This window comes from Cupriavidus sp. L7L (assembly GCF_004353535.1).
In the GTDB taxonomy this organism is placed as follows: Bacteria; Pseudomonadota; Gammaproteobacteria; order Burkholderiales; family Burkholderiaceae; genus Cupriavidus; species Cupriavidus oxalaticus_A.
This window is the reverse complement of record NZ_SMNY01000022.1, coordinates 76424-98769: the sequence shown is the minus strand read 5'-3', so window position 1 is coordinate 98769 and position 22346 is coordinate 76424. Positions and strand designations below refer to the sequence as shown.

Below are 22346 nucleotides of genomic sequence, written 5' to 3'. Positions count from 1 at the left end.
GAAGACGATGACCGCCATGAGCAAGAAGATCTATGTCTCGGACGTGACGCTGCGCGACGGCATGCATGCCGTGCGCCATCAATACACGCTGCCGCAGGCCGTTGCCATCGCGCAGGCACTCGACGACGCCGGCGTCGACAGCATCGAGGTCGCGCACGGGGATGGGCTCGCCGGATCGAGCTTCAACTACGGGTTCGGCGCGCACACCGATATCGAGTGGGTCGCCGCGGTGGCAGCCGTGGTCAGGCGGGCGCAGGTGGCGACCCTGCTGATTCCGGGCATCGGCACGCTGCACGACCTGCGCGAGGCGCATGACGCGGGCGCCCGCGTGGTCCGGGTGGCGACGCACTGCACCGAGGCCGATATCTCGCGCCAGCACATCGAATACGCCCGCTCGCTGGGGATGGACACCATCGGCTTCCTGATGATGAGCCACATGACGACGCCACAACTGCTCGCGCAGCAGGCGAAGAAGATGGAAAGCTACGGCGCGCAGTGCATCTACGTGGTGGACTCGGGCGGGGCGCTGAACATGCGCGACGTTGCCGAGCGCTTCCGCGCGCTCAAGGACGTGCTCGATCCCGCTACGCAGACGGGCATGCATGCGCACCACAACCTTGCGCTCGGTGTCGCCAATTCCATGGTCGCCATCGAGGAAGGCTGCGATCGCATCGATGCCTCGCTGACCGGCATGGGAGCCGGGGCCGGCAATGCGCCGCTCGAAGTGTTCATTGCCGCGATCGACCGCCAGGGACTGCACCACGGCTGCGATGTGAAGAAGCTGATCGATGCGGCGGACGATATCGTCCGCCCGCTGCAGGAGCGGCCGGTGCGCGTCGACCGGGAGACGCTGGCGCTTGGCTACGCCGGCGTGTACTCGAGTTTCCTGCGCCATGCGGAGGCCGCGGCGCAGCGGTACGGCCTGTCCGCGTTCGACGTGCTGGTCGAACTGGGCCGCAGGAGGATGGTCGGCGGCCAGGAGGACATGATCATTGACGTTGCGCTCGACCTGGTCCGGCGCGGCGAACGACAAGCGAGGGCAGCATGATCGATATCGAAGCTGCGGCGCGCCTGCTGGATGACGCGGCGTTGCACGCCAGGGCCATCAACCAGCTCACCGCCACCGAAGACTTCCCGGTGCCGGATGCCTATCGGATCCAGCGTGCGTCGATCGAGCGGCGGGTGCAGCGGGGCGAACGGCGCGTCGGCATCAAGCTCGGGTTCACCAGCCGGGCCAAGATGGTGCAGATGGGCGTCGACAGCCTGATCTGGGGCTGGCTGACGGACACCATGCTGGAGGACGACGGCGGCCGCGTCGACCTGCGCCGCTTTATCCATCCGCGGGTCGAGCCCGAAGTGTGCTTTCTCACGCGGCGCGCCATCGAGCGGCCGCTGACCGCGCTGGAGGCCAAAGACTACCTGGAAGCCGTGGCGCCGGCGATGGAGATCATTGATTCGCGCTACCAGGACTTCCGTTTCACGCTCGCGGACGTGGTCGCCGACAACTGCTCCAGCGCGGGCCTTGTCGTCGGCAACTGGGCCAGGGACGTCGACGGCCTGCGCAATGCGGGCGTGATCCTGCGCGTGGACGGGCGTGATGTGCAGATTGGCTCCACCGGCGCCATCCTCGGGCACCCGCTGCGGGCCGTGGTCGAAGCGTCGCGGCTGGCGAGCGCGTCGGAAACGGTCCTGCCGGCCGGCACGCTGATTATGGCGGGCGCCGCCACGGCCGCGCATCCGCTCCTGCCGGGCAGCCATGTGCAGGCGGTGGTGAATGGTGTCGGCGAGGTCGAGTTCACGACCTGCCTGACCGTGGGGCAGACGGTAGCGCAGAACCTGGAAGAGGCATAGCAAGCCATGACATTGCGAATCGACATGCACGCCCACTTCTTCCCCACGATCTCGCGGGAAGAGGCGGAGCGCGCCGACCAGCCCGGCGTGCCGTGGCTTGCCGTGGCGGAGGATGGCGAGTCCGGCATGATCATGCTGGACGGGCGGCCCTTCCGGCCGGTGAGCCGGCCCCTGTGGGACCCGGTGCGGCGCCTTGAACAGATGGACGAACAGGGCATCGACGCGCAGCTGATGTGCGCGACGCCGGTGATGTTCGGCTACCGCTACGACGCCCCGGCGGCGCTGCAGTGGGCCCAACGGATGAACGACAAGGCGCTGGAGCTCTGCTCGGTGGCGCCGGACCGGCTGATGGCCCTGGCGCAGGTGCCGCTGCAGGATATCGAGCTCGCTTGCCGCGAAGCCTCGCGTGCCGTCGCGGCCGGGCATCGCGGCGTGCAGATCGGCAACCACGTCGGTTCGCGGGACCTCGATGACGAAGCGCTGGTCCGCTTTCTCTGCCATTGCGCGCAGGAAGGCATTCCGGTGCTGGTCCATCCGTGGGACATGATGACCGACGGGCGCATGAAGCGGTGGATGCTGCCCTGGCTCGTGGCCATGCCGGCCGAGACCCAGCTGGGCATCCTCTCGCTTATCCTGTCCGGCGCGTTCGAGCGTATCCCGCGCTCGCTCAAGCTGTGCTTCGCGCATGGCGGCGGCAGCTTCGCCTTCCTGCTCGGGCGGGTCGACAACGCCTGGCTGCATCGGGATATCGTGCGCGAAGACTGTCCGAACCTGCCGTCGTCGTACGTGGACCGGTTCTCGGTGGACAGCGCGGTATTCGACGCAGGCGCGCTGCGCCTGCTTGTGGACGTGATGGGCGAGGAACGGGTCCTGCTCGGCTCGGACTATCCCTATCCGCTTGGCGAGCAGAAGATCGGGGCCCTGGTGGAGAATCACCCGCACCTGGGCGAGCGGGCCAGGCGCCTTATCCTCGGCGGCAATGCCGCCAGGTTCTTCAACTTGCCTGCCGACGGCAGCGGAGACGAATGATGGATTCAGAGAAGGAGCGCCAGATGCTGCCGCACGGTCCGCACAAGGAAGAGTTGCTGCAATGGGTGCGTCAGCTGTGCGACGAGATTCGCTCGCGCCCGCTCGATCAGGACCTCGAGGCCTATCTGAACCGCGAATATGGCGCGGGTACTCGCCCTTACCAGGAGCTGTGCCGCCTGCTGCAGCTCGGCGTGGAGGAGGGCTGGGCGGGCTATGTCGAGATCGAGGGTGCCACCTACCGGCGCGGCAGGATCGCCGAGCCCTCGCCGGAAACTGCCGGCATGAGCGTGGAAAGCGGGCTGTTGCGCGACGTCATGGGCCAGTACCACTGCCACACCCGGGGCGAGATCAACATGATCGTCCCGCTTGAACCGGGCGCGCAGTTCTGCGGGCATGGCGCGGGCTGGCGCGTGTTCCCGCCGATGAGCGAGCACTTCCCGACGGTCACGGGCAAGGCGCTGATGATGTATTTCCTGCCTGGCGGCGAGATCGAGTACCGCGCGGCGCCCGCCGCATGACTTCAACCTTTGCTCCGGAGCATTCGAGTGAGTATCAGGATCCTTGCAGTAAGCGGAAGTTCGCGTCGCGGCTCGCTTAACCAGAAGCTGCTCGACATCGCGGCGTATGGCGCGCGCGACGCGGGCGCGGTGGTGACATCCATCCGGCTGGCGGACTATGCGCTGCCGCTCTACGACGGCGATGACGAGGCGGAGCAGGGCGTGCCGGCCGCAGCGCGCCGCCTGCAGCGCGAATTCGCCGGCCACGATGCGTTGCTGATTGCCACGCCGGAGTACAACGGCGGCTACACGGCAATGCTGAAGAACGCCTTGGACTGGGTCAGCCGGCCCCAGGAGGACGGCACCTCCGGCGTCGCGCTGCTGGCCGGCAAGGCGGCCGCGCTGCTTTCGGCGTCGCCGGGGCCGCTGGGCGGCCTGCGCTCGCAGCTGGCGCTGCGCACCGTGCTCGACAAGCTGGGCGTAGTGGTCATTCCCGACGCATTCGCGCTGGGCACGGCGCACGAGGCCTTCGAAGGCGAGACCGGCCTCCGGGACAAGGGGGCGGAAAAGGCGGTCATCCAGGTTGGCGTGGCGCTGAGCCGCACCGCCGGGCGGCTGTCGAACAAGGGATAGCGACCGCGGCGGCCCTGGCGCACCAAAGTCGTCAGGCCGCCGCCTGCGTGGATTGCCGTGCGAACTGGCTCGGCGACTGTCCGACGTGTCGGCTGAACGCCGTGCTGAAGGCGCTGGCGGATCCATAGCCGACCCGTTCGGCGACCTGCGCAAGCGCAACGTCTTGCCTGCGCAGCATGTCCTTTGCCAGCGCCATGCGCCAGGCAACCAGGTATTCCATGGGCGGCAGGCCGACCGCCCGCGTGAACCGCTCAAAGAATCCCGAGCGGGAGAGCGCTGCCTTCGCGGCCAGTTCCGCCACCGTCCATGTGTACGCGGGGTCAGCGTGCATGTGGTTCAGCGCCACCGCGAGCCGTTCGTCGGCGAGCCCGCGGAGCAGGCCGGCCGGCGCGGCGTCACCGGGCGCGCAGCGCAACGCCTCGACCAGGAGGATCTCCACCAGGCGCGTCAGCACCAGGCTGTGCCCCGGGCGTTGCGCCGACGCTTCCCTGCCGACGAGTCGCACCAGCACCGACAGGTGCTCTGCGTCGCGGATATGGACCATGCCGGGCAGCAGCGACACCAGCAACGCGGCATCGGGCGAGTCGAACAGGAAGTAGCCGCCCAGCATGCGCAAGTCCGGTGGCCCGTCAGGCGTGCCGTGGCGCATGTCCTCCGTGGGCTCCGGGATCGCCGTCGGGTCGATCAGCACCGGCGTCGCCGGCTCGGCGCCTGACATGGTGAAGCCGGGCGTCGCAGGCAGCAGCACGAAATCGCCGGCCTGCAGCGTGACGGGTTGCTGGCCGTCGACGCCGAGCACGCAACCGCCCTCCAGCACGGCGCAGAAGCTGGGGTGGCCGAACGCCGTGTAGCGCACGCTCCACCGGCCCGCACCGCTGATGCCCTTGGAAAACACCGTACGCGGCCGGAGCAGTGCGATCACTTCAGACAGCGGATCCATGATGTCTGGACGAATGCGAAAGTTATATGGACGTCTGATTATAGATGGTCCGGCCAGGCTTCCCTATCGTTATGCCATCGCAATCGAACAAGGAGCAACACCATGAAGACCGTCCTGATCACCGGCTGCTCGTCCGGCTACGGCCTTGCCACCGCGCACCATTTCCTGTCCCAGGGTTGGCACGTCATCGCAACCATGCGCTCGCCGCGTGAAGACCTGTTGCCCCGGTCGGAGCGCCTGCGCCTGCTGGCGCTTGACGTGACCCGTGCCGAAAGCATCGACGCCGCGCTGGCCGTGTGCGGGCCCATCGACGTGCTCGTCAACAATGCCGGCGTGGGCCTGTTCGGCGCCTTCGAGGCGACGCCGATGACGACGGTGCGCGAGGTATTCGAAACCAATACCTTCGGCGTGATGGCCCTGACGCAGGCCATGCTGCCGCGCTTGCGCGAGCGCCGTGCCGGCGTGATCGTCAACGTGACCTCGAGCGCGACGCTGGCGCCGATGCCGCTCGTGGCCGCTTATACCGCGAGCAAAACCGCCATCGAAGGTTTCACCGCTTCGCTGGCCCATGAACTTGGGGAGTTCGGCGTCAGCGCCAAGCTGGTCGAGCCCGGCTATTGCCCGGACACCCGCTTCACGGAAAACGCAGGGCCGCGCATGGCCGGCATGATCCCCGAAGCGTACGGCGCGTATGCGATGTCCGTGCTGGCCGGATTCGCGCAGCCTGCCAGGGTGACCCAAGCATCCGATGTGGCCGAAGCCGTGTGGCGGGCGGCAAATGACCGGTCCGGGCAGCTGCGCTTCCCGGCCGGAGCCGACGCTGTCGCCCTGGTCCATGGCGACATATTGCCGGCGGGCGAGCGTACCGCGGTATCACGTTTCGACTGACGCCATTGCCGTTCATCCGCTACGTGTTCAACCATATCGCTCCCATGCCGCGAAATGCCCGCCATTGGCGATTTCATCTGCCATTGCGCAGATCCAATGTCGATGCGTCGGCGCACTTGCAACTGATGTCAGAAACATGACAGTCACAAACAATTTTGGGGCAGAGATAAATGGACTGCTTGCCACCGTCTGGCGGGCAACGGTCCATGGAGTGAGTCGCTTTTTTTTCCCGCAGGGTGTCACGACTACTGTCGTCATGTCTCTCGCCATCTGCTAGCCTGAATTGCGCAAGCACAGAAACGTGGGCGAAGAAGCGGGAGAACAATCATGAAGCCAGCGCCAGATTGCGGATTGCGGATTCTGCCAGCGATCCGCCAAGTCGCGATTCTGTTGCTCCTGCTCGGCACCGTTTCACTGGCACGCGCCGGCGATATCACCGGCGCGGGTTCCACCTTTGTTTATCCCTTGATGTCCAAATGAGCGGCAACGTACTACGCCCGAACCGGCCATCAGGTTAACTATCAACCCACGGGCTCGGGAAACGGGATTCGCCAGATTCGCGCTGCCGGGGTGACCTTCGGCGCCACCGACATGCCGCTCAAGCCCGAGGATCTGCGCGCGGCGGGCCTGGTGCAGTTTCCGATCGTGGTCGGTGGCGTTGTCCCGGTGCTCAACCTGGATGGTGTTGGCCCGGGGCAGCTGCGCATGACCGGCGCGTTGCTGACGGATATCTACCAGGGAAGGATCGTCAACTGGAATGACCGGGCGATTGCCGCGGAAAACCCTGGCCTGGCGCTGCCGGACCTGAAGATCGTGGTCGTCCATCGCAACGACAGTTCGGGGACCACCTTCAACTGGACGGATTACCTCACCAAGGTCAGCCCGCAATGGGGAGAAAGCGTGGGCGCCGGAACGACGGTGAAATGGCCCGTCGGCGTCGGGGCAAATGGCAACGATGGCGTTGCAACCTACATTCGCAATGTGAAGGGCTCCATTGGCTATGTCGAGCTGACCTACGCATTGCAGCGCAAGCTCGCCTATGCCGCCATCAAGAACCGGGACGGCATCTATGTGCAGCCATCGCGCGAAACCTTCAGCGCGGCGGTGACCGCGGCAGAGTGGAATCCGAAGGCGGATTTCTATCAGGTGCTGACAGATGCTTCGGGCCCTCAGGCCTGGCCTATCACCGGGGTCGTATTCGTCCTGATTTCCAAGGCGAACGGCAACGCTGCCGAGACCAACGACGCAATCGCGTTCTTCCGGTGGGCGCTGTCGGAGGGGCAGGCAGACGCCGCGGCCGAGCATTATGTCGCGCTTCCGGCCGGCGTGGTCAGGCATGTTGAAGCGTACTGGAAGGAGGCGTTCCGATGATGGGAACGCCTCGCACGGAGCCAGTCGCGGTCACCCCAGGCCAGGCGACGGGGACAGCGTCCCCAGGTCAACCCAGGTCGTCCTTGATGGGACGGTGCTTGAAAGTACGGAGCCGCGGCACGACGTCGTGGCTTGGCTTTGTGTGCGGAGGTATCCATCAGAGTCCTGATTACATGAAGATACATTGGCAAACGTGCGCAGACACAGGCCAGATACATGGCCATCTTTCAATGTGCCATGTGCAGGGGATTGGTGCGGGTTTGCATTGGGGGTTCCCGGACCACATGGCTTGCTGCCAGGACCGCACGTTGCCTGCACGTCGTCGCCCATCCCCTGGGCGAAATGCAATCTCATCGTTAATGTCAATCAGGACACAGGAGTCAGCAGATGAAATCGACCCGAATGATGGCTGCGGCCATGCTCTTCGTCGGCAGCGGCTTGTTGCTGCAGACGGCGCAAGCTCAGATGGCAGGCGTCCATCGCACCGATCTCGTTCAGCACGATCTCAGCGTGCCGGGTCGCGAGGGGGTACAGGTCCGGGTTGACCTCGATCCCGGCGCGTTCGCGCCGATGCATTCCCATCCGGGCGAGGAGATTGCGTACGTGCTGCAGGGGACGCTGGAGTACCAGCTTGGCAACAATCCGCCTGTCACGCTCAAGACCGGTGAATCCCTGTTCATTCCGGCCGGTACGCCCCACTCGGCGCGCAATGTCGGCAGCGGCACGGCATCGGAACTGGCGACCTACATCGTGAAGAAGGGCGCACCGCTGGTGGCACCGGCCAAATAGGCCGGGCACAATTTGGCAGCCGGTATCATGCGCGTCCGTCGTGGACCAGGCGCACCAATGAGTCAGCGGTGACTCTGGGCGTCAGCTAAGCCTGTGCCAGGCCGCCGAGGCGAGGCAGGGCTCGACGCTACTCCTCCAGCCTTGCTGCGACGGCGCCCACGATGTTGTGCGCCTCTAAACCCAGCTTCCGAAGCAACGCGCGGTGCGCTGGCTGCCACAGCGCGAGAGCCTGTTGCAATGTCAAGGCGCACGCCTCTGTCAGCCAAACCGCGCGGCGGCGACGACCGGCTTCCGCCATGACAACTTCCACCATCCCCGTGCCGACAAGTTGATCCGCGTTCCTTGACATGGTCGATTGATTCAGCCCGGCCCGTTGCGCCAATGCGGCCAGCGTGTCGTCTGTTGCCGACGCAATCAGGCACATCAATCCAAATTGAGTACTGGTCAGGCCAGACGGCGCCAGCGCCTCATCCAACGCCGCTGTGATTCTGCGCGCCAGCAAGCGCGACGGATTCGCCGCGTTCGAAGGCGAGCCGTCGTCACGGCTGCTCAATCCAATGGGCTCGGTGCACGGCGGATGGCCCCTGACGCTCATTGACAGCGCCACTGGCTGCGCGGCCAACTCCCTTCTTCCCGCCGGCGTTGGTTACACCACTGTCGAGACAAAAGGGCAGTTTCTCCAGACCGATCAAGCCTGACACGGGCAGGGTCCGCCGAAGGCCGCGTTGCCAGCCAGGGCCGTCAAATCATCACTGCGGAAGCTCGCGTGCTGGCAATGGACGGACCCGTCCTGTCACATGGCACATCTACGCTGCTCGTGCTATCGCCCGTCCAGGCAGTAGTGGAGGCTTGCCGTCTCGCATGCTTCGAAACGCACGCCCCAACCCATCGCGGATGTTGCCCCGTGTGATGTGCGTGAGGCCAATGCCGAGCGTGGCAAGGAAATGTTCGAGCACACGATGTGCGGAAGGGGCGGATGCCATCATTGGACGAATTGAAACCAAACTAAGACCAAGTGGAACCTTACCCTTCCTATCATACCTACTCCAATCCCAACCTTGATGGAGTTTTCGATGTTCGATATGAAGGATCTTGCCCGTTTGAAGAAGCTGGACGAAAACGCTCCTGAAGCGATGAAGAGCTTCCGTGCATTTGACCACGCAGCTTTTGCAGATGGCGCGCTTTCGGTGCAGCAGAAACAGATTATTGCGGTGGCCGTGGCGCTGACGACGCAGTGCCCGTATTGCATCGCCCTGCATACCAAGGCCGCCCACGATGCCGGCGCTACCAATGCGCAACTTGCGGAAGCCGCGCTCGTGGCCGCTGCAATCCGGGCGGGCGGTGCAGTCACGCATGCCACGCACCTGTTCCGCGACTGAACCCACGACTGAACCCACGACTGAACCCACGACTGAACCCACGACTGAACCCACGTAAGGGACGCGCCTGATACGTCCCTGGGACAAAGGTTTTTTTGAATCGCAGGCTCCGGCACAGCTGGAGCCGGCCGCCGGAACGCGCGCATGCGCGTCCTCGCAATGACAGGAAAGGAGGCCTGCGCCACCGGGGCGTGCTCCTCCACCACCACCTATCCGTTGAGGAGTAAATATGCAACCCATCACATCCGTCGCCACAACGCGCACCAGCGAAGCCACCAACAACCACGAGGCGTTGCTGCGCTGGTCGCTGGTTGTCGTCTTTCTCTGGTTCGGCGGGATGAAGTTCACCGGCTATGAAGCGCAGGGCATTGCGCCGTTCATCGAGAATAGCCCCTTCATGGCCTGGCTTATCGACGCATTCGGTGTACGTGGCGCCAGCGCTGTCATTGGCGTGATGGAACTGTCCACCGCGGTGACACTGGCCGTCGGCGCATTCCATCACAGGGTGGCGGTACTGGGTGCAGCCATGTCATGCGCGACGTACGCCATCACGCTGACGTTCTTTGTCACCACCCCCGGCGTTGCCGAGCCGACTGCCGGCGGGTTTCCGGCGATCTCCGCGCCGATCGGCCAGTTCCTGCTGAAGGACCTCGTGCTGCTGGCAGCGTCGGCTTCCCTGCTGCGCACGGCGCTGGCACGTTGGCAGGCGGAGCGATCCTGACGTAATACATGCCACGCACATGTTCCGTGACTGAAGCGAGCAATTCTCCGTGAGCTCCGGTTCTATCGCGCTTAACGTCGCCCACGACAAAGGGAACATCATGAATGCCCTTTCCAAGGGCCAGCGTCCGTTGAAAATCGATGTCTGGATCGCAGCTCAAAGGGCTTGGCCGTTTGCGGGATCGGTCCCGTTACGACCAGGCCCATCATCTGTCAGGCCACCGCGTAAGTGATTGAAAATACGAGCGGCCGATAATCGGCCTAACCAATTCTTCGAGTCGCGCTAGACTTCGTTGGCTACGCCAGCAACCGACGCTGCCGCTGGACCAATTGCGGACATGGCGTTTGCGTCACCTGGAACTCTTCGCCGGCTAACCGGTTCGCCAGCGACAGACTCGGCTTCATTCCTAGCGGGACATCGCAATGCAACGATCACGCGGCTGCAGCGCCCGGGTTCCGGTCACACTGGCCATCGCCATATCAATGCTTGCCGGATGCGGCAACAAGAAGGAGGCCGCGGGCCCGCCGCCACCGCAAGTGAGCGTGGTCACGCTCAAGACCGAGCAACTGACGCTGGATACCCAGCTGCCGGGGCGCACCACGGCGTTCCGCATTGCCGAGGTCAGGCCGCAAGTGGATGGCATCATCTTGCGCCGCCTGTTCAAGGAAGGCAGCGACGTCACGCAGGGCCAGCAGCTCTACCAGATCGACGCATCTACCTACGAGGCCACCTACAAGAGCGCGAGGGCGACGCTGGAATCCGCCCGCCTGCTGGCGGAGCGCTACGGGCGCCTGGTCGGTGACGAGGCGGTCAGCAAGCAGCAGTATGACGAGGCCAGGGCTGCCTGGCTGCAGGCGCAGGCAGCGGTGGACCGCGCAGAAATCAACCTGCGCTATACCAGGGTGCTGGCGCCGATCTCCGGCCGCATCGGACGCTCGAATGTGACCGAGGGTGCGTTGGTGACCAACGGCCAGGCTACCGCGCTGTCAGTGGTGCAGCAGCTCGACCCGATCTACGTCGACGTGACCCAGGCCTCTTCGTCGCTGCTGCGGCTGCGGCGCGAACTGGCCAATGGTGCGCTGCAGAGTGCCGGCACCAACGCGGCCCAGGTCAGCCTGGTGCTCGAAGACGGTACCCGCTATCCCGAAACCGGCCGCCTGGAGTTCTCTGAAGTGGCCGTGGACCAGGGCACCGGCTCGGTGACGCTGCGCGCGGTGTTTCCCAACCCGCGCCATGAGCTGCTGCCGGGCATGTTTGTCCATGCCCGCCTGCGTGAAGGCGTCAAGACCGATGCGCTGCTCGTGCCGCAGCAGGGCGTGACGCGCGATCTCAAGGGCCAGGCGACGGCGCTGGTGGTCAATGCCAGGGACGAGGTGGAACTGCGCCAGATCCGCACCGAGCGCGCCGTTGGCGACAAGTGGCTGGTGTCCGATGGGCTCGGTGCCGGCGACCGCGTCATCGTGGAGGGCCTGCAGTTCGTGCGGCCCGGGGCAAAAGTGCGCGTAGCCCAGGCCGGGAGCGGGGCGGGTGCGCCGGTGGCGGGTGCATCCGCACCATCCGCACCATCGGCCCCATCCGCAGCCAAGCGCTGAGCGCACCGCCCGGGCGAGGGAGTAGCCATGTCCAACTTCTTTATCGATCGGCCCATCTTTGCGTGGGTGATCGCGCTGGTCATCATGCTGGCCGGCGTGCTGTCGATCCGTGCGCTGCCCATCAGCCAGTATCCGGCCATCGCGCCGCCCACCATCGCCATCTCGGTCAACTACCCCGGCGCCTCCGCCGAGACGGTGCAGGACACCGTGGTGCAGGTGATCGAGCAACAGCTCAATGGCCTGGACCGCCTGCGCTATATCTCCTCCGAAAGCAACGCCGACGGCAACATGACGATCACGGTGACCTTCGAGCAGGGCACCAATCCGGATATTGCCCAGGTGCAGGTGCAGAACAAGCTGGCGCTGGCGCAGCCTCTGCTGCCGCAGGAAGTGCAGCAGCAAGGCATCCGCGTGACCAAGTCGGTGCGCAACTTCCTGGTCATCGTGGGCCTGATTTCCACTGATCCCAAGGTGACGCGCGAAGACCTGTCGAACTACATTGTCTCGAGCCTTCAGGACCCGCTGTCGCGCACCTACGGCGTGGGCGACTTCCAGGTGTTCGGCGCGCAGTATGCCATGCGGGTATGGATTGACCCGGCCCGGCTCAATAGCTTCCAGCTCACGCCGCTGGACGTGAGCAACGCGATCAGGGCGCAGAACGTTCAGGTGGCCTCGGGCCAGCTGGGCGGCCTGCCGGCGGTGCGGGGCCAGCAACTCAACGCAAGCGTGATCGGCAAGACCCGGCTGCAGACCAGCGAGCAGTTCGGCAACATCCTGCTCAAGGTCAATCCGGACGGCTCCCAGGTACGCCTGAAGGACGTGGCCGAGGTGGGCCTGGGCGGGCAGGACTACAACATCAACGCCCAATACAACGGCCAGGCGGCCTCGGGCATTGCCGTGCGGCTGGCCGCGGGGGCCAACGCGCTGGAAACCGTGCGCGCCATCCGCACGACGCTGGATGGCCTGGAGCCGTTCTTCCCGCCCGGGATGAAGGTGGTCTTTCCGTATGACACCTCGCCGGTAATCGCAGGCTCCATCCAGGAAGTGGTGAAGACGCTGATGGAAGCCATCGTGCTGGTGTTCCTGGTGATGTACCTGTTCCTGCAGAACGTGCGCGCCACGCTGATTCCCACCATCGCCGTGCCGGTGGTGCTGCTGGGCACCTTTGGCGTGCTGGCGGCGTTCGGCTACACCATCAACACGCTGACCATGTTCGGCATGGTGCTGGCCATCGGGCTGCTGGTGGATGACGCCATCGTCGTGGTCGAGAACGTCGAACGCGTGATGGCCGAGGAAGGCCTGCCGCCCAGGGAGGCCGCGCGGCGCTCGATGGGCCAGATCCAGGGCGCGCTGGTGGGCATTGCCATGGTGCTCTCGGCGGTGTTCCTGCCGATGGCGTTCTTCGGCGGTTCGACCGGCGTGATCTACCGGCAGTTCTCCATCACCATTGTCTCGTCCATGGTGCTGTCGGTGCTGGTCGCGCTGATCCTGACGCCGGCCCTGTGCGCCACCATGCTCCAGCCCATCGAAAAGGGCGATCATGGCGAGAACAAGGGCGGCTTCTTTGGCTGGTTCAACCGCAGGTTCAGCGCGACCACCCAGCGCTACGAACGCAGCGTGTCGGGCATCCTGAAGCGCCGCCTGCCGTTCCTGCTGATCTACGTGGCCATCCTGGTGGTGATGGGCTTCCTGTTCACGCGCATCCCCACTTCATTCCTGCCCGAAGAAGACCAGGGCGTGCTGTACGCCCAGGTGCAGACGCCTGCCGGCGCCACCGCCGAGCGCACGCAGAAGGTGCTCGACCAGATGCGCGAATACCTGCTCAAGGAAGAGGGCGGCGTGGTGGCATCGCTGTTTACCGTCAACGGCTTCAACTTTGCCGGCCGCGGCCAGAACTCGGGCCTGGCATTCATTCTGCTCAAGCCATGGGCGCAGCGCAGCGGGGACAGCACCAGCGTATTCGACCTGGCCGCGCGCGCACAGCGCAAGTTCATGAGTTTTCGCGATTCGATGTCGTTCGCGTTCGCCCCGCCCGCGGTGCAGGAGCTGGGCAATGCCACCGGTTTTGACCTCTACCTGCAGGACCAGGCCGGCATTGGCCACGTGGCGCTGATGAACGCGCGTGACAAGTTCCTGGCGCTGGCCGCGCAAAGCCCGGTGCTGCAGCGCGTGCGTCCCAATGGCCTGAATGACCAGCCGCAGTACCAGTTGGTGATCGACGACGAGAAGGCGCGCGCGTTCGGCGTTTCGCTGGCTGACATCAACAGCACGGTGTCGATCGCCTGGGGTTCCAGCTACGTCAACGATTTTATCGACCGCGGCCGGGTCAAGCGCGTCTACGTGCAGGGCCGCCCGGATTCCCGCATGAACCCGAACGATATCGACAAATGGTTTGTGCGCAACGACAAGGGCGAAATGGTGCCGTTCTCAGCCTTTGCCGACGGCAAGTGGGGCTATGGCTCGCCCAAGCTGCAGCGCTACAACGGCGTGGCTGCGGTGGAAGTGCTCGGCGAGCCCGCGCCGGGGCGCAGTTCCGGCGAGGCCATGAGCGCGATCGAGGAGATCATGAAGCAGATGCCGCCAGGCGTGGGTTATGCCTGGACTGGCCTGTCCTACGAGGAACGGCTGTCGGGCTCGCAGGCTCCGGCGCTCTATGCGCTCTCGCTGCTGGTGGTGTTCCTGTGCCTGGCTGCGCTGTACGAAAGCTGGTCGATCCCGTTCTCGGTGATGCTGGTGGTGCCGCTCGGCGTGATCGGCGCACTGCTTGCCACGCTGGGGCGCGGCTTGTCGAATGACGTTTTCTTCCAGGTGGGCCTGCTGACCACCATCGGCCTTTCAGCCAAGAACGCCATCCTGATCGTGGAATTCGCCAAGAGCGAGTACGAGCAGGGCAAGGGGCTGGTCGAGGCCGCCGTGGAGGCGTGCCGCTTGCGCCTGCGCCCCATCGTGATGACTTCGCTGGCCTTCATGCTCGGCGTGTTCCCGCTGGCCGTGTCGACCGGGGCCGGTGCCGGCAGCCAGCACGCCATCGGCACCGGCGTGATCGGCGGCATGATCACTGCCACGGTGCTGGCGATCTTCTGGGTGCCGCTGTTCTTTGTTGTTGTCACCTCCATGTTCGGACGCAAGCGCAGGCCGCAGCCGCATGGCGCCTCCGTGGAAAAAGGCGCGCTCGAATGAAGAAGACCTTGTCTTGCGCTGCCGCCATGGCCATGCTGGCCGGCTGCAGCCTGATTCCCACGTATGAGCGCCCGGCCTCGCCGGTGGCGGCAGCGTACCCGCAGGGCCCGGCCTACCTGCCCGCCGATGCCGCCGCCGAAGCCGGCCAGGTGCCCGCGGTCGAGCTGGGCTGGCGCGAATTCTTCGCCGATGCGCGCCTGCGCCGTCTCATCGAACTGGCGCTGGAGAACAACCGTGACCTGCGCGTGGCCGTCCTTAACGTGGAGGCGTTCGGGGCACAGTACCGCATCCAGCGCGCCGACCTGTTTCCGGCCATCGGCGCGGCCGCACAGGGCACGCGCCAGCGCATTCCCGCCGACCTGTCCGCCACCGGACAGCGCCTGATCAGCAGCCAGTACGGCGTGTCGCTGGGCACCACGGCGTGGGAGATCGACCTGTTCGGCCGCCTGCGCAGCCTCAGCGAAGCCGCGCTCGAACAGTATTTCGCCAGCGAAGAGGTACGCCGCAGTGCGCAGATCTCGCTGGTGGCGGGCATTGCCAGCGCCTACCTGACCCAGCGCGCCGATGAAACCCTGCTGCGGCTCACCCGGGAAACCCTGGCCAACTATGAGCGCAGCTATGGCCTGACCCGGCGCAGTTACGAGGAAGGGATCGCTTCCCGGCTGGACCTGCGCCAGGCGCAGACCGCCGTGGAAACCGCCCGTGCGAGCCTTGCGCGTTACACCCGGCTGGTTGCCCAGGATGAGAATGCGCTGGTGCTGCTGCTCGGCACGAACCTGCCAGCGGACCTGCCGGAAGGCCTGCCGCTGGAGCAGAAGCTGTTCGCCGATGTGCCGGCCGGGCTGCCCTCAGACCTGCTGCAAAACCGTCCGGACGTGCTCGCGGCCGAGCACCGGCTGCGCTCCGCCAACGCCGATATCGGCGCCGCGCGGGCGGCGTTCTTCCCCAGCATCAGCCTGACCGCATCGGCGGGCACCGCCAGCAGCCAGCTTTCCGGCCTGTTCGGGGCCGGCTCCGGCACGTGGTTGTTCCAGCCGCGCATCAATCTGCCGCTGTTTACCGCCGGCAGCCTGCGGGCCAGTCTGGACTACGCCACCATCCAGAAGGACGTCAACGTCGCCCAGTACGAGCGAACGGTGCAGACCGCCTTCCGCGAGGTGGCCGACGGGCTGGCGGCGCGGGGCACCTACACCAGCCAGCTCCAGGCCCAGGTCCGCTTCGTGGAAGCTGCCCAGGACGCCTATGGCCTGGCCGACCGGCGCTACCGCACGGGTGTCGACAGTTACCTTGCCGTGCTGGACGCGCAGCGCTCGCTTTACAACGCGCAACAATTGCTGATCGAAGCCCGGCTCGAGCAACTCTCCAGTGAAGTCAACCTGTACAAGGCCCTGGGCGGCGGCTGGCACGACCAGACCGGCAAGCGCACCGATACGAGGGTTGGCGGGGATTTGTAGATTTGTGAATCTCCCGCGCGTTCTCATTTGGGCCCTGTGAAAAGGCAGTTGGTGGAAACCGCTCACCAGACCTGCCCATACTCGCGCTCCCGTCGCGGCAACGTCAACGTGCTGTTCGAGATTCTTTAAGCAGCGTGTTCCCCGGACAGATAGTGACATTGGCGTTCACCGTGCCTGAGGGCGCGAAAGCGCACTCGCACTAGCACTAGAGCTGAGCCGAATCTGCTGCAAGCCGCGAGCGGGCCGCCCGCTTCAACGCCTGAGGCGGTTGGCCGAAGACGCGCAGGAACGCCCGCCTCATTCGCTCCGGATCGGAGAAGCCGGTTTCACTCGCGATGCGCTCGATGGTGAGCCGATCCGCCTCGACAAGAATGCGAGCCGTTTCCGCGCGCAGCCGCTCGACGGCGCGCGCAGGAGGTTGACCGGTGTTCAAGCGGAACTCTCGGCTGAAGTGGCGTGGGCTCATGTGGACGGCATGGGCGAGCCGCTCCACCGACAGGTCTTCGCGCAGGTGGTTCTTGGCGTAGGTCAGTGCCGCCTGGATGCGATCGGACCTGGATTCCAGCTCCGACAGCGTCGAGAACTGCGACTGCCCACCCGAGCGCCGATGGTGTACGACCAGTTGTCTTGCGACCGCTCTCGACACGTCGCTGCCCAGGTCGCCCTCCACCAGCGCCAGCGCGAGGTCGATGCAGGCGGTCATGCCGGCCGAGGTCCAGATGGTGCCGTCGCGTATGAAGATCCGATCCTCTTCGACCCGGATCGACGGATAGCGCCGCTGAAGCTCACGCGCATGTGCCCAATGCGTTGTCACCCGCCGGCCCTCCAGGATGCCGGCCTCGGCCAGGACGAAGGCGCCGGTGCAAATGCCGGCCATGCGCCGGGTGGGCTCGAGAGCACGCGCGAGCAGCTTTCGGAGCCTGGGCGATGACGGCTGAGGCGTGGTCGCGCCGGCCATGATGATCGTGTCATAGATGTTCGGATCCAGCGCAACGGTCTGGACGGCCGTGCCCATCGAGCTCTTCACCGCACCGCCAGATTCGGAGACGACATGGATGTCATAAGCCGCCCTGGGTGCAGCAGCGTTAGCCAGCTCGAACACGGAGACCGGCACGATGTCGAGGATCTGGAAGCCGGGGAACACCACGAGTCCGACGCGTTTCATGTTGGCCTAAAAGGAGGGAAGTTGGTCATTTGAGCTAAAGCCTAGGCCCCTATCCTGTATCTGTCAAAGCCATCCAATTGCTTCGGACCGCCGGGTATCAGCATCCCGATGGCACTGAACTCTGAAGGCCTTCCACTCGGGCTCGAGCTCGATGCGGCAGCTGGCCGTGAGCTGCTTGCCTTGTCGCGCCGAGTCGAACAAGTCCTTGGTCGCCTGCCCGGACCCAGCGGGTTCTGAGCCGGACCCACCGTGAGCCGGAGGCAGCCACATCGACGCTCGGCACTGGATACACCTAACCAACTTCGATGCGGCACTAACGATGCCGCGTCCCATTCAAAGGAAATTTTTCAAATGACAGTCATCAAAGCAGCAGCAGTCCAGATCAGCCCCGTGCTTTACAGCCGTGAGGCAACCGTGGATAAAGTCGTGCGGAAGATCCGGGAGCTTGGTGAGAAGGGGGTGCAGTTCGCCACGTTTCCGGAAACCGTGGTGCCGTACTACCCGTATTTTTCAGCGGTCCAGACGGGCCTTCAGCTTCTTGCCGGAAATGAGCATCTCAGGTTGCTCGAGCAGTCCGTGACGGTGCCGTCCCCGGCCACCCACGCGATCGCCGAGGCGGCCCGCAAGGCCGGCATGGTGGTGTCCATTGGTGTAAATGAGCGTGACGGAGGCACCATCTACAACACGCAGTTGCTCTTCGACGCGGACGGGACCCTGATCCAGCGCCGCCGCAAGATCACGCCCACCTATTTCGAACGCATGATCTGGGGGCAGGGCGACGGATCGGGCCTTCGCGCGGTCGACAGCAAGGTCGGACGAATCGGCCAGCTCGCATGCTTTGAGCACAACAATCCGCTCGCGCGCTACGCGATGATCGCCGACGGCGAGCAGATCCATTCGGCCATGTATCCGGGGTCAGCCTTCGGCGAAGGGTTTGCCAAAAGGATGGAAATCAATATCCGGCAGCATGCGCTTGAGTCCGGCTGCTTCGTCGTGAACGCAACAGCGTGGCTGGACCCAGACCAGCAGGCGCAAATCATTAGGGATACGGGGTGCGACATCGAGCCGATTTCCGGCGGTTGCCTGACCACTATCGTGGCGCCGGACGGCATGCTGTTGGGCGAACCTATCCGCTCGGGTGAGGGTGAGGTCATCGCCGATCTTGATTTCTCTTTGATCGACCGGCGCAAGGTATTGATGGACTCGGCGGGACACTACAACAGACCAGAGTTGCTTAGTCTCATGATCGACCGCACGGATACCGCCCACCTGCACGAGCGCGCCGCGCATGCCGGATCGCCCATCCATCAAGAGCCGGGAGACCTGCACGCCACAGTAGCACCCAGTCCTACACTGACCGCATAGAGAGGTATCCACTCGAATACGCCGCGTTCTCCGAAGCTGCTCATGCGTCATCCGCAGGTCGTGCGCCATGGAGATACGCGGTGATCCGCGAATTCGAGCGCCAATGACCACGGCGCGATAGTCTCATTGCAGCCTGTGCCAACGCCTACGATGCTTACATGTCAAAATCCGACGGATTCCCCAGGTCATGGCAAGCCAATCTTTTTGCCGCCGTAATCGCGGCTGTCTATTCGCTGGTTCCTGGCGCTCCCCGATCAGCAAGCGCCGCACCCGTGACCATCGAGGTGCGGAACTTCACCGCGCCGACCCAATGCACCGAGGAGGACAACGTCTCGTTCGTACTGAGTTCGCCGGCAATCCAGCGTTTCCGCGTAGAGGCGCTACATCCGCCATATCTCGGCAAGGTTCGCGAGCTCCGTTATCCGCCGCCGGACTTCTCCAACTGCGACTTCGGCGAAAATTCGCCCCGCGCGGATCCGGGCCGTCGCTTCGAGCCACGTAAGGTGCGAATCTACGACGGGCCTGATCTCGCCATCGAAGGCAATACCTACGAGACGTTCTGGCGGACACGGTCTGTGCCAGTGGCGGTGTGGGGCAGCGTGTATCAGGAGTTCCATCTGCTGCAGTTTTATGTAAAGCACTCGCACGCTGGAAAATTGCGCGAGACGCAAGTGCTGGTGTTGTACCCCCCCGACGGGTACTGGCGGGCCAAGCCATTGCCGGCAGCACCCGCTAGCAGCAATTCATACGGCTCATCGTTTCTGATTGGCCCGATAACGGAGGCTGGCAGACCCGTTGTGGAGATCGCCGATATCGATATCGACCCCAAGGGGCGAACCATTCGACTGCGCTTCATCGCAGGCGGCGAGGCCAGCGTGCGATTGATCGAAGTGAGCCGCGAGCGCACCGCGCTCGATGTGACATTCGAGCCGAGCTATCGATCCTCCAACAAGTCCGCGGCGGCTGACATGTCAGGCTTCGCAATGCTGCGCTCGATGTATGTTGCCGACGACAACGCCGATATAAGCCGTGTCGAGTGGCGTGATGCCGCCGGCCGCGCGCACCACACCTCTGTGGCCGAAACTACCGCGCTACAGGCGCGTTCCGTGCGTTTCGGGAGGGTGGTGCCGTCGCGGCATAATACCGACGCGCCCGATATACGCTTTGATGCCTTCGACGGCCCCCCTTGAGCCTTTGTGCCCTTGCGCCCTTGTAGTCAAGGATATCCAGCGCACTGCATTTCGGCGCAACGAGGCCAGCTCGAGTGCCGCCAACAGGGCATCAAGGCCGACTCCTGGGCGACGACGCGGGGTGGCCAGGCGTTGCTGCTGCGGACGCGCCCTGGCCGGCGGCACGCCCCATATCGCGGTCAGCCTTGCCGTTCGTTTTTGCGCGCTCGCCAGAGACACCGCTGGCTGCCTGCACAGACGGCTCCGCGCGCCGGCCAGTGTCAGTCCCGGGTGTTGGAGGGGAACCGTAGCGACCGCCCTGCGCCCAAGCTGCAACGGCTAACGAAAGGGCGGCAAGGAAGGCTAGCTTTCTCATTGCTGTCTCCGAACTTCGTTGTGTCATGGTGCTTCAGTAGTAGGTCAGGGAAGCTCACAGCGATGTCAGCCAATCTCCTACTTTCGTGAATGGCGATGGGAGATGGCTTCCCGGAGGCGCATTCGAGTCAGAAAGCGGTTCTGCCGAACGACTCTGAGTGGCCGGTCTCCGACGTCGGCGCACCCGCCCAGGGGTGCGCATGCGCCAGGGGCAACTAGCGACTCGGCGGTGACATTTACGCCAAGAGATGGCGATGCTCTTCGATGAATTGTTCGGGCGTCGTCAGCGGCTGACCGACGATCTCCGCCGCGCTCTTGTCGACACCGGCAAGCAATTGCTCCTGCTGATCGACCTTGACCGCCTTGAAATGGGCAGCAAAGGAAGGATCGCCGTCCAGGCCAATGGCCTTTACGAATTCGTCCGGCGACACCTGCTCGAAGCGAATCTCCTTTCCGAGCGTCCTCGCGAGAATGCCCGTGAGTTCGATGTGGCTGACTTCGACCGAGCCTGTGACCGGAATGATCGTCCTACCGAACGCCTCGGGATTCTCAAGAATCTTTCCAACCACTCGTGCGATATCGACAGCGGCGATGGGCACGAAGCGGCTCTCCGGATCGAACGGCGTCAGATAGCGGCCGGCGCGAATCTCAGCGGCTGTGTACAACATCCATTCGGCGAAGAAGTTGACGCGAAGATGTGCTGTCGGAATGCCCGAGCGGTCGAGGATCTGCTCGGAAAGCCAGTGACTCATCGTTGCCGGGCTGCGCGCGTGCGGGCGCGACTGTCGGTGCGACATGTACACGATCTGCTTCACACTGTGCTCGGTTGCAGCCTGGGCGAGGATCGCCGTAGCTTCTACCGCGCCTTGTGTCAGTGGATAGCAGAAGTAGACTCCATCAACACCCTTCATCGCACGACGGACATCTTCGATCTGCAGCATATCGCCGGTCACGATTTCCGCGCCCAGTTCCTTCATCGCCTCGGAACGGTCGTCTTCACGACGAACGAAAGCCATCACCTTGTGGCCGTTTTCCAGCAGGAGGCGAACGGTAGGAGTGCCTGTAACGCCAGTGGAACCTGTAACGAGAAACTTCTTCATATGGATCTCCGGAGACTAAGGAAACGCGGCCAAAGCTTGTGCGCCGTGTCCGCAAGACTAAGCAGTATGATCATCATGTTATGGGGCGCGCACGTGCCCGGGGTCGCTTGAAATGCGACCCGTCAAACATGATGGCCATCATGCTTCCGTTTGCCAAGCATGATGGTTATACTGTTTGCCGTCAACTAATTTTTCGCAGTTTTCGGAGGACGCAATGCGTTACCCGCCAGAAGAGACGGCAGAGAAGCATGCCCGGATCCTGGAACAGGCATCCATTTTGTTTCGCGAACACGGATTTTCCGGAGTCAGCCTCAGCGAGATCATGAAGGCGACCGGCCTTACACATGGCGCCTTCTACCATCACTTCGAGTCAAAAGAGGATCTGATCGCGAAGAGTATCGAAGACACATCGGCCAAAGCGCTCGCGTCCATGAGAGAACGCGGGGCTCGCGGTGAGCAGCGGGCTCAGTACGTTGACGGATATCTCACCGAGCAACACCGCGACGACAGAGGCAACGGATGCATGATGGCAGGATTGGCTGGCGAGATTGCGCGTGAACCTGCGGCTCAACCGGCCTTCACACAGCATGTCGAGGGTATGCTCAAAGGCTTCACTGAGCCTGGTGCAAAGACAAAAAAGAAGAATGCTCGTCGCGATGCGATTCATACCCTTTCAAGCATCGTCGGCGCGCTCATTCTGGCTCGGGCGGTGGATGATCCTGAACTGTCAGAAGAGATTCTTCGTGAAACTCGGGCGGCTCTGGACTAACGCTCGTTTATCGGGTGGTGCCGCTTGACCTCGCGATTGTCGTTCTGGCTCCGTCATCACAGGAGCGCAACGAGGCTTT

Annotated in this window: 22 protein-coding genes and 1 pseudogene; 18 read left to right on the top strand and 5 right to left on the bottom strand. The window is 64.2% G+C overall.

All coding sequences use genetic code 11. The features are described from left to right. Window positions 1–7: 7 nt before the first annotated feature. From dmpG to E1J61_RS19915, 5 genes are read left to right on the top strand one after another with little or no spacing between them, the layout of a single operon-like run. Window positions 8–1048 carry a 4-hydroxy-2-oxovalerate aldolase gene (dmpG, locus tag E1J61_RS19935; protein ID WP_133095750.1) on the top strand — a complete coding sequence of 347 codons (1041 nt, stop codon included), beginning with the start codon at window positions 8–10 and terminating at the stop codon, window positions 1046–1048. Further along, on the top strand, window positions 1045–1851 hold the full coding sequence (locus E1J61_RS19930; protein ID WP_133095749.1) for a 2-keto-4-pentenoate hydratase: 807 nt from the start codon (window positions 1045–1047) through the stop codon (window positions 1849–1851). The genes dmpG and E1J61_RS19930 overlap by 4 nt, the downstream gene beginning before the upstream one ends. Window positions 1852–1857: 6 nt before the next feature. Next, on the top strand, window positions 1858–2880 hold the full coding sequence (locus E1J61_RS19925; RefSeq protein WP_133095748.1) for an amidohydrolase family protein: 1023 nt from the start codon (window positions 1858–1860) through the stop codon (window positions 2878–2880). Continuing rightward, on the top strand, window positions 2877–3398 hold the full coding sequence (locus E1J61_RS19920; RefSeq protein ID WP_240745828.1) for a DUF4863 family protein: 522 nt from the start codon (window positions 2877–2879) through the stop codon (window positions 3396–3398). Before E1J61_RS19925 ends, E1J61_RS19920 begins: the two co-directional genes overlap by 4 nt. 27 nt (window positions 3399–3425) lie before the next feature. Then, complete coding sequence (locus E1J61_RS19915) at window positions 3426–4010, top strand: NADPH-dependent FMN reductase (protein ID WP_133095747.1); 585 nt, start codon at window positions 3426–3428, stop codon at window positions 4008–4010. 31 nt (window positions 4011–4041) lie between these two features. Here the strand turns inward: E1J61_RS19915 and E1J61_RS19910 are convergent, their stop codons facing one another. Further along, window positions 4042–4953, bottom strand: coding sequence for an AraC family transcriptional regulator (locus E1J61_RS19910; protein ID WP_207951237.1), 912 nt, complete (start codon window positions 4951–4953; stop codon window positions 4042–4044). A gap of 99 nt (window positions 4954–5052) precedes the next feature. On the opposite strand from E1J61_RS19910, the gene E1J61_RS19905 reads away from it, so the two are divergent. Next, window positions 5053–5838 carry an SDR family oxidoreductase gene (locus tag E1J61_RS19905; protein WP_133095745.1) on the top strand — a complete coding sequence of 262 codons (786 nt, stop codon included), beginning with the start codon at window positions 5053–5055 and terminating at the stop codon, window positions 5836–5838. 27 nt (window positions 5839–5865) lie between these two features. Here E1J61_RS19905 and E1J61_RS19900 read toward each other — a convergent pair whose 3' ends face one another. Continuing rightward, window positions 5866–6096 (bottom strand): hypothetical protein, encoded by a 231-nt coding sequence (locus E1J61_RS19900; RefSeq protein ID WP_133095744.1) that lies wholly within the window; start codon window positions 6094–6096, stop codon window positions 5866–5868. A gap of 69 nt (window positions 6097–6165) precedes the next feature. Here E1J61_RS19900 and E1J61_RS38895 point away from each other — a divergent pair, with 69 nt between their 5' ends. The 3 genes and pseudogenes from E1J61_RS38895 (at window position 6166) to E1J61_RS19890 (ending at window position 7998) form a co-directional block, all read left to right on the top strand. Further along, window positions 6166–6318, top strand: coding sequence for a hypothetical protein (locus E1J61_RS38895; protein WP_371704479.1), 153 nt, complete (start codon window positions 6166–6168; stop codon window positions 6316–6318). Window positions 6319–6342: 24 nt separating this feature from the next. Further along, window positions 6343–7209, top strand: a pseudogene (pstS, locus tag E1J61_RS19895) (phosphate ABC transporter substrate-binding protein PstS); the annotation flags it as partial. Between the two features lie 387 nt (window positions 7210–7596). Further along, window positions 7597–7998: a cupin domain-containing protein gene (locus E1J61_RS19890; protein ID WP_133095743.1), complete on the top strand. Its 402-nt coding sequence runs from the start codon at window positions 7597–7599 to the stop codon at window positions 7996–7998. Between the two features lie 127 nt (window positions 7999–8125). Here E1J61_RS19890 and E1J61_RS19885 read toward each other — a convergent pair whose 3' ends face one another. After that, window positions 8126–8551 carry a MarR family winged helix-turn-helix transcriptional regulator gene (locus E1J61_RS19885; protein WP_165971504.1) on the bottom strand — a complete coding sequence of 142 codons (426 nt, stop codon included), beginning with the start codon at window positions 8549–8551 and terminating at the stop codon, window positions 8126–8128. A gap of 4 nt (window positions 8552–8555) precedes the next feature. Here E1J61_RS19885 and E1J61_RS38890 point away from each other — a divergent pair, with 4 nt between their 5' ends. The 6 genes from E1J61_RS38890 (at window position 8556) to E1J61_RS19855 (ending at window position 16324) form a co-directional block, all read left to right on the top strand. Further along, on the top strand, window positions 8556–8696 hold the full coding sequence (locus tag E1J61_RS38890) for a hotdog domain-containing protein (RefSeq protein WP_371704477.1): 141 nt from the start codon (window positions 8556–8558) through the stop codon (window positions 8694–8696). Between the two features lie 375 nt (window positions 8697–9071). Then, window positions 9072–9377: a carboxymuconolactone decarboxylase family protein gene (locus E1J61_RS19875; protein WP_133095741.1), complete on the top strand. Its 306-nt coding sequence runs from the start codon at window positions 9072–9074 to the stop codon at window positions 9375–9377. 229 nt (window positions 9378–9606) lie between these two features. Continuing rightward, window positions 9607–10098 carry a YkgB family protein gene (locus E1J61_RS19870; protein WP_133095740.1) on the top strand — a complete coding sequence of 164 codons (492 nt, stop codon included), beginning with the start codon at window positions 9607–9609 and terminating at the stop codon, window positions 10096–10098. A 422-nt stretch (window positions 10099–10520) separates the two neighbouring features. Next, window positions 10521–11690, top strand: coding sequence for an efflux RND transporter periplasmic adaptor subunit (locus tag E1J61_RS19865; RefSeq protein ID WP_133095739.1), 1170 nt, complete (start codon window positions 10521–10523; stop codon window positions 11688–11690). Between the two features lie 27 nt (window positions 11691–11717). Beyond that, window positions 11718–14870, top strand: a complete 3153-nt coding sequence (locus tag E1J61_RS19860; protein WP_133095738.1) for an efflux RND transporter permease subunit — start codon at window positions 11718–11720, stop codon at window positions 14868–14870. Beyond that, on the top strand, window positions 14867–16324 hold the full coding sequence (locus tag E1J61_RS19855; protein WP_133095737.1) for an AdeC/AdeK/OprM family multidrug efflux complex outer membrane factor: 1458 nt from the start codon (window positions 14867–14869) through the stop codon (window positions 16322–16324). The genes E1J61_RS19860 and E1J61_RS19855 overlap by 4 nt, the downstream gene beginning before the upstream one ends. Before the next feature lie 205 nt (window positions 16325–16529). Here the strand turns inward: E1J61_RS19855 and E1J61_RS19850 are convergent, their stop codons facing one another. Continuing rightward, window positions 16530–17489, bottom strand: coding sequence for a GlxA family transcriptional regulator (locus E1J61_RS19850; RefSeq protein ID WP_133095736.1), 960 nt, complete (start codon window positions 17487–17489; stop codon window positions 16530–16532). A gap of 351 nt (window positions 17490–17840) precedes the next feature. Between E1J61_RS19850 and E1J61_RS19845 the strand changes: the two genes are divergently transcribed. Together E1J61_RS19845 and E1J61_RS19840 are read left to right on the top strand one after the other, a co-directional pair. Next, window positions 17841–18854 carry a carbon-nitrogen hydrolase family protein gene (locus E1J61_RS19845; protein WP_133095735.1) on the top strand — a complete coding sequence of 338 codons (1014 nt, stop codon included), beginning with the start codon at window positions 17841–17843 and terminating at the stop codon, window positions 18852–18854. 158 nt (window positions 18855–19012) lie between these two features. Continuing rightward, window positions 19013–20044: a hypothetical protein gene (locus E1J61_RS19840; RefSeq protein WP_240745826.1), complete on the top strand. Its 1032-nt coding sequence runs from the start codon at window positions 19013–19015 to the stop codon at window positions 20042–20044. Window positions 20045–20634: 590 nt separating this feature from the next. Here E1J61_RS19840 and E1J61_RS19835 read toward each other — a convergent pair. Continuing rightward, complete coding sequence (locus E1J61_RS19835) at window positions 20635–21498, bottom strand: NmrA family NAD(P)-binding protein (RefSeq protein WP_133095734.1); 864 nt, start codon at window positions 21496–21498, stop codon at window positions 20635–20637. Between the two features lie 214 nt (window positions 21499–21712). On the opposite strand from E1J61_RS19835, the gene E1J61_RS19830 reads away from it, so the two are divergent. Continuing rightward, window positions 21713–22267, top strand: a complete 555-nt coding sequence (locus tag E1J61_RS19830; protein ID WP_133095733.1) for a TetR/AcrR family transcriptional regulator — start codon at window positions 21713–21715, stop codon at window positions 22265–22267. Window positions 22268–22346 lie beyond the last annotated feature (79 nt).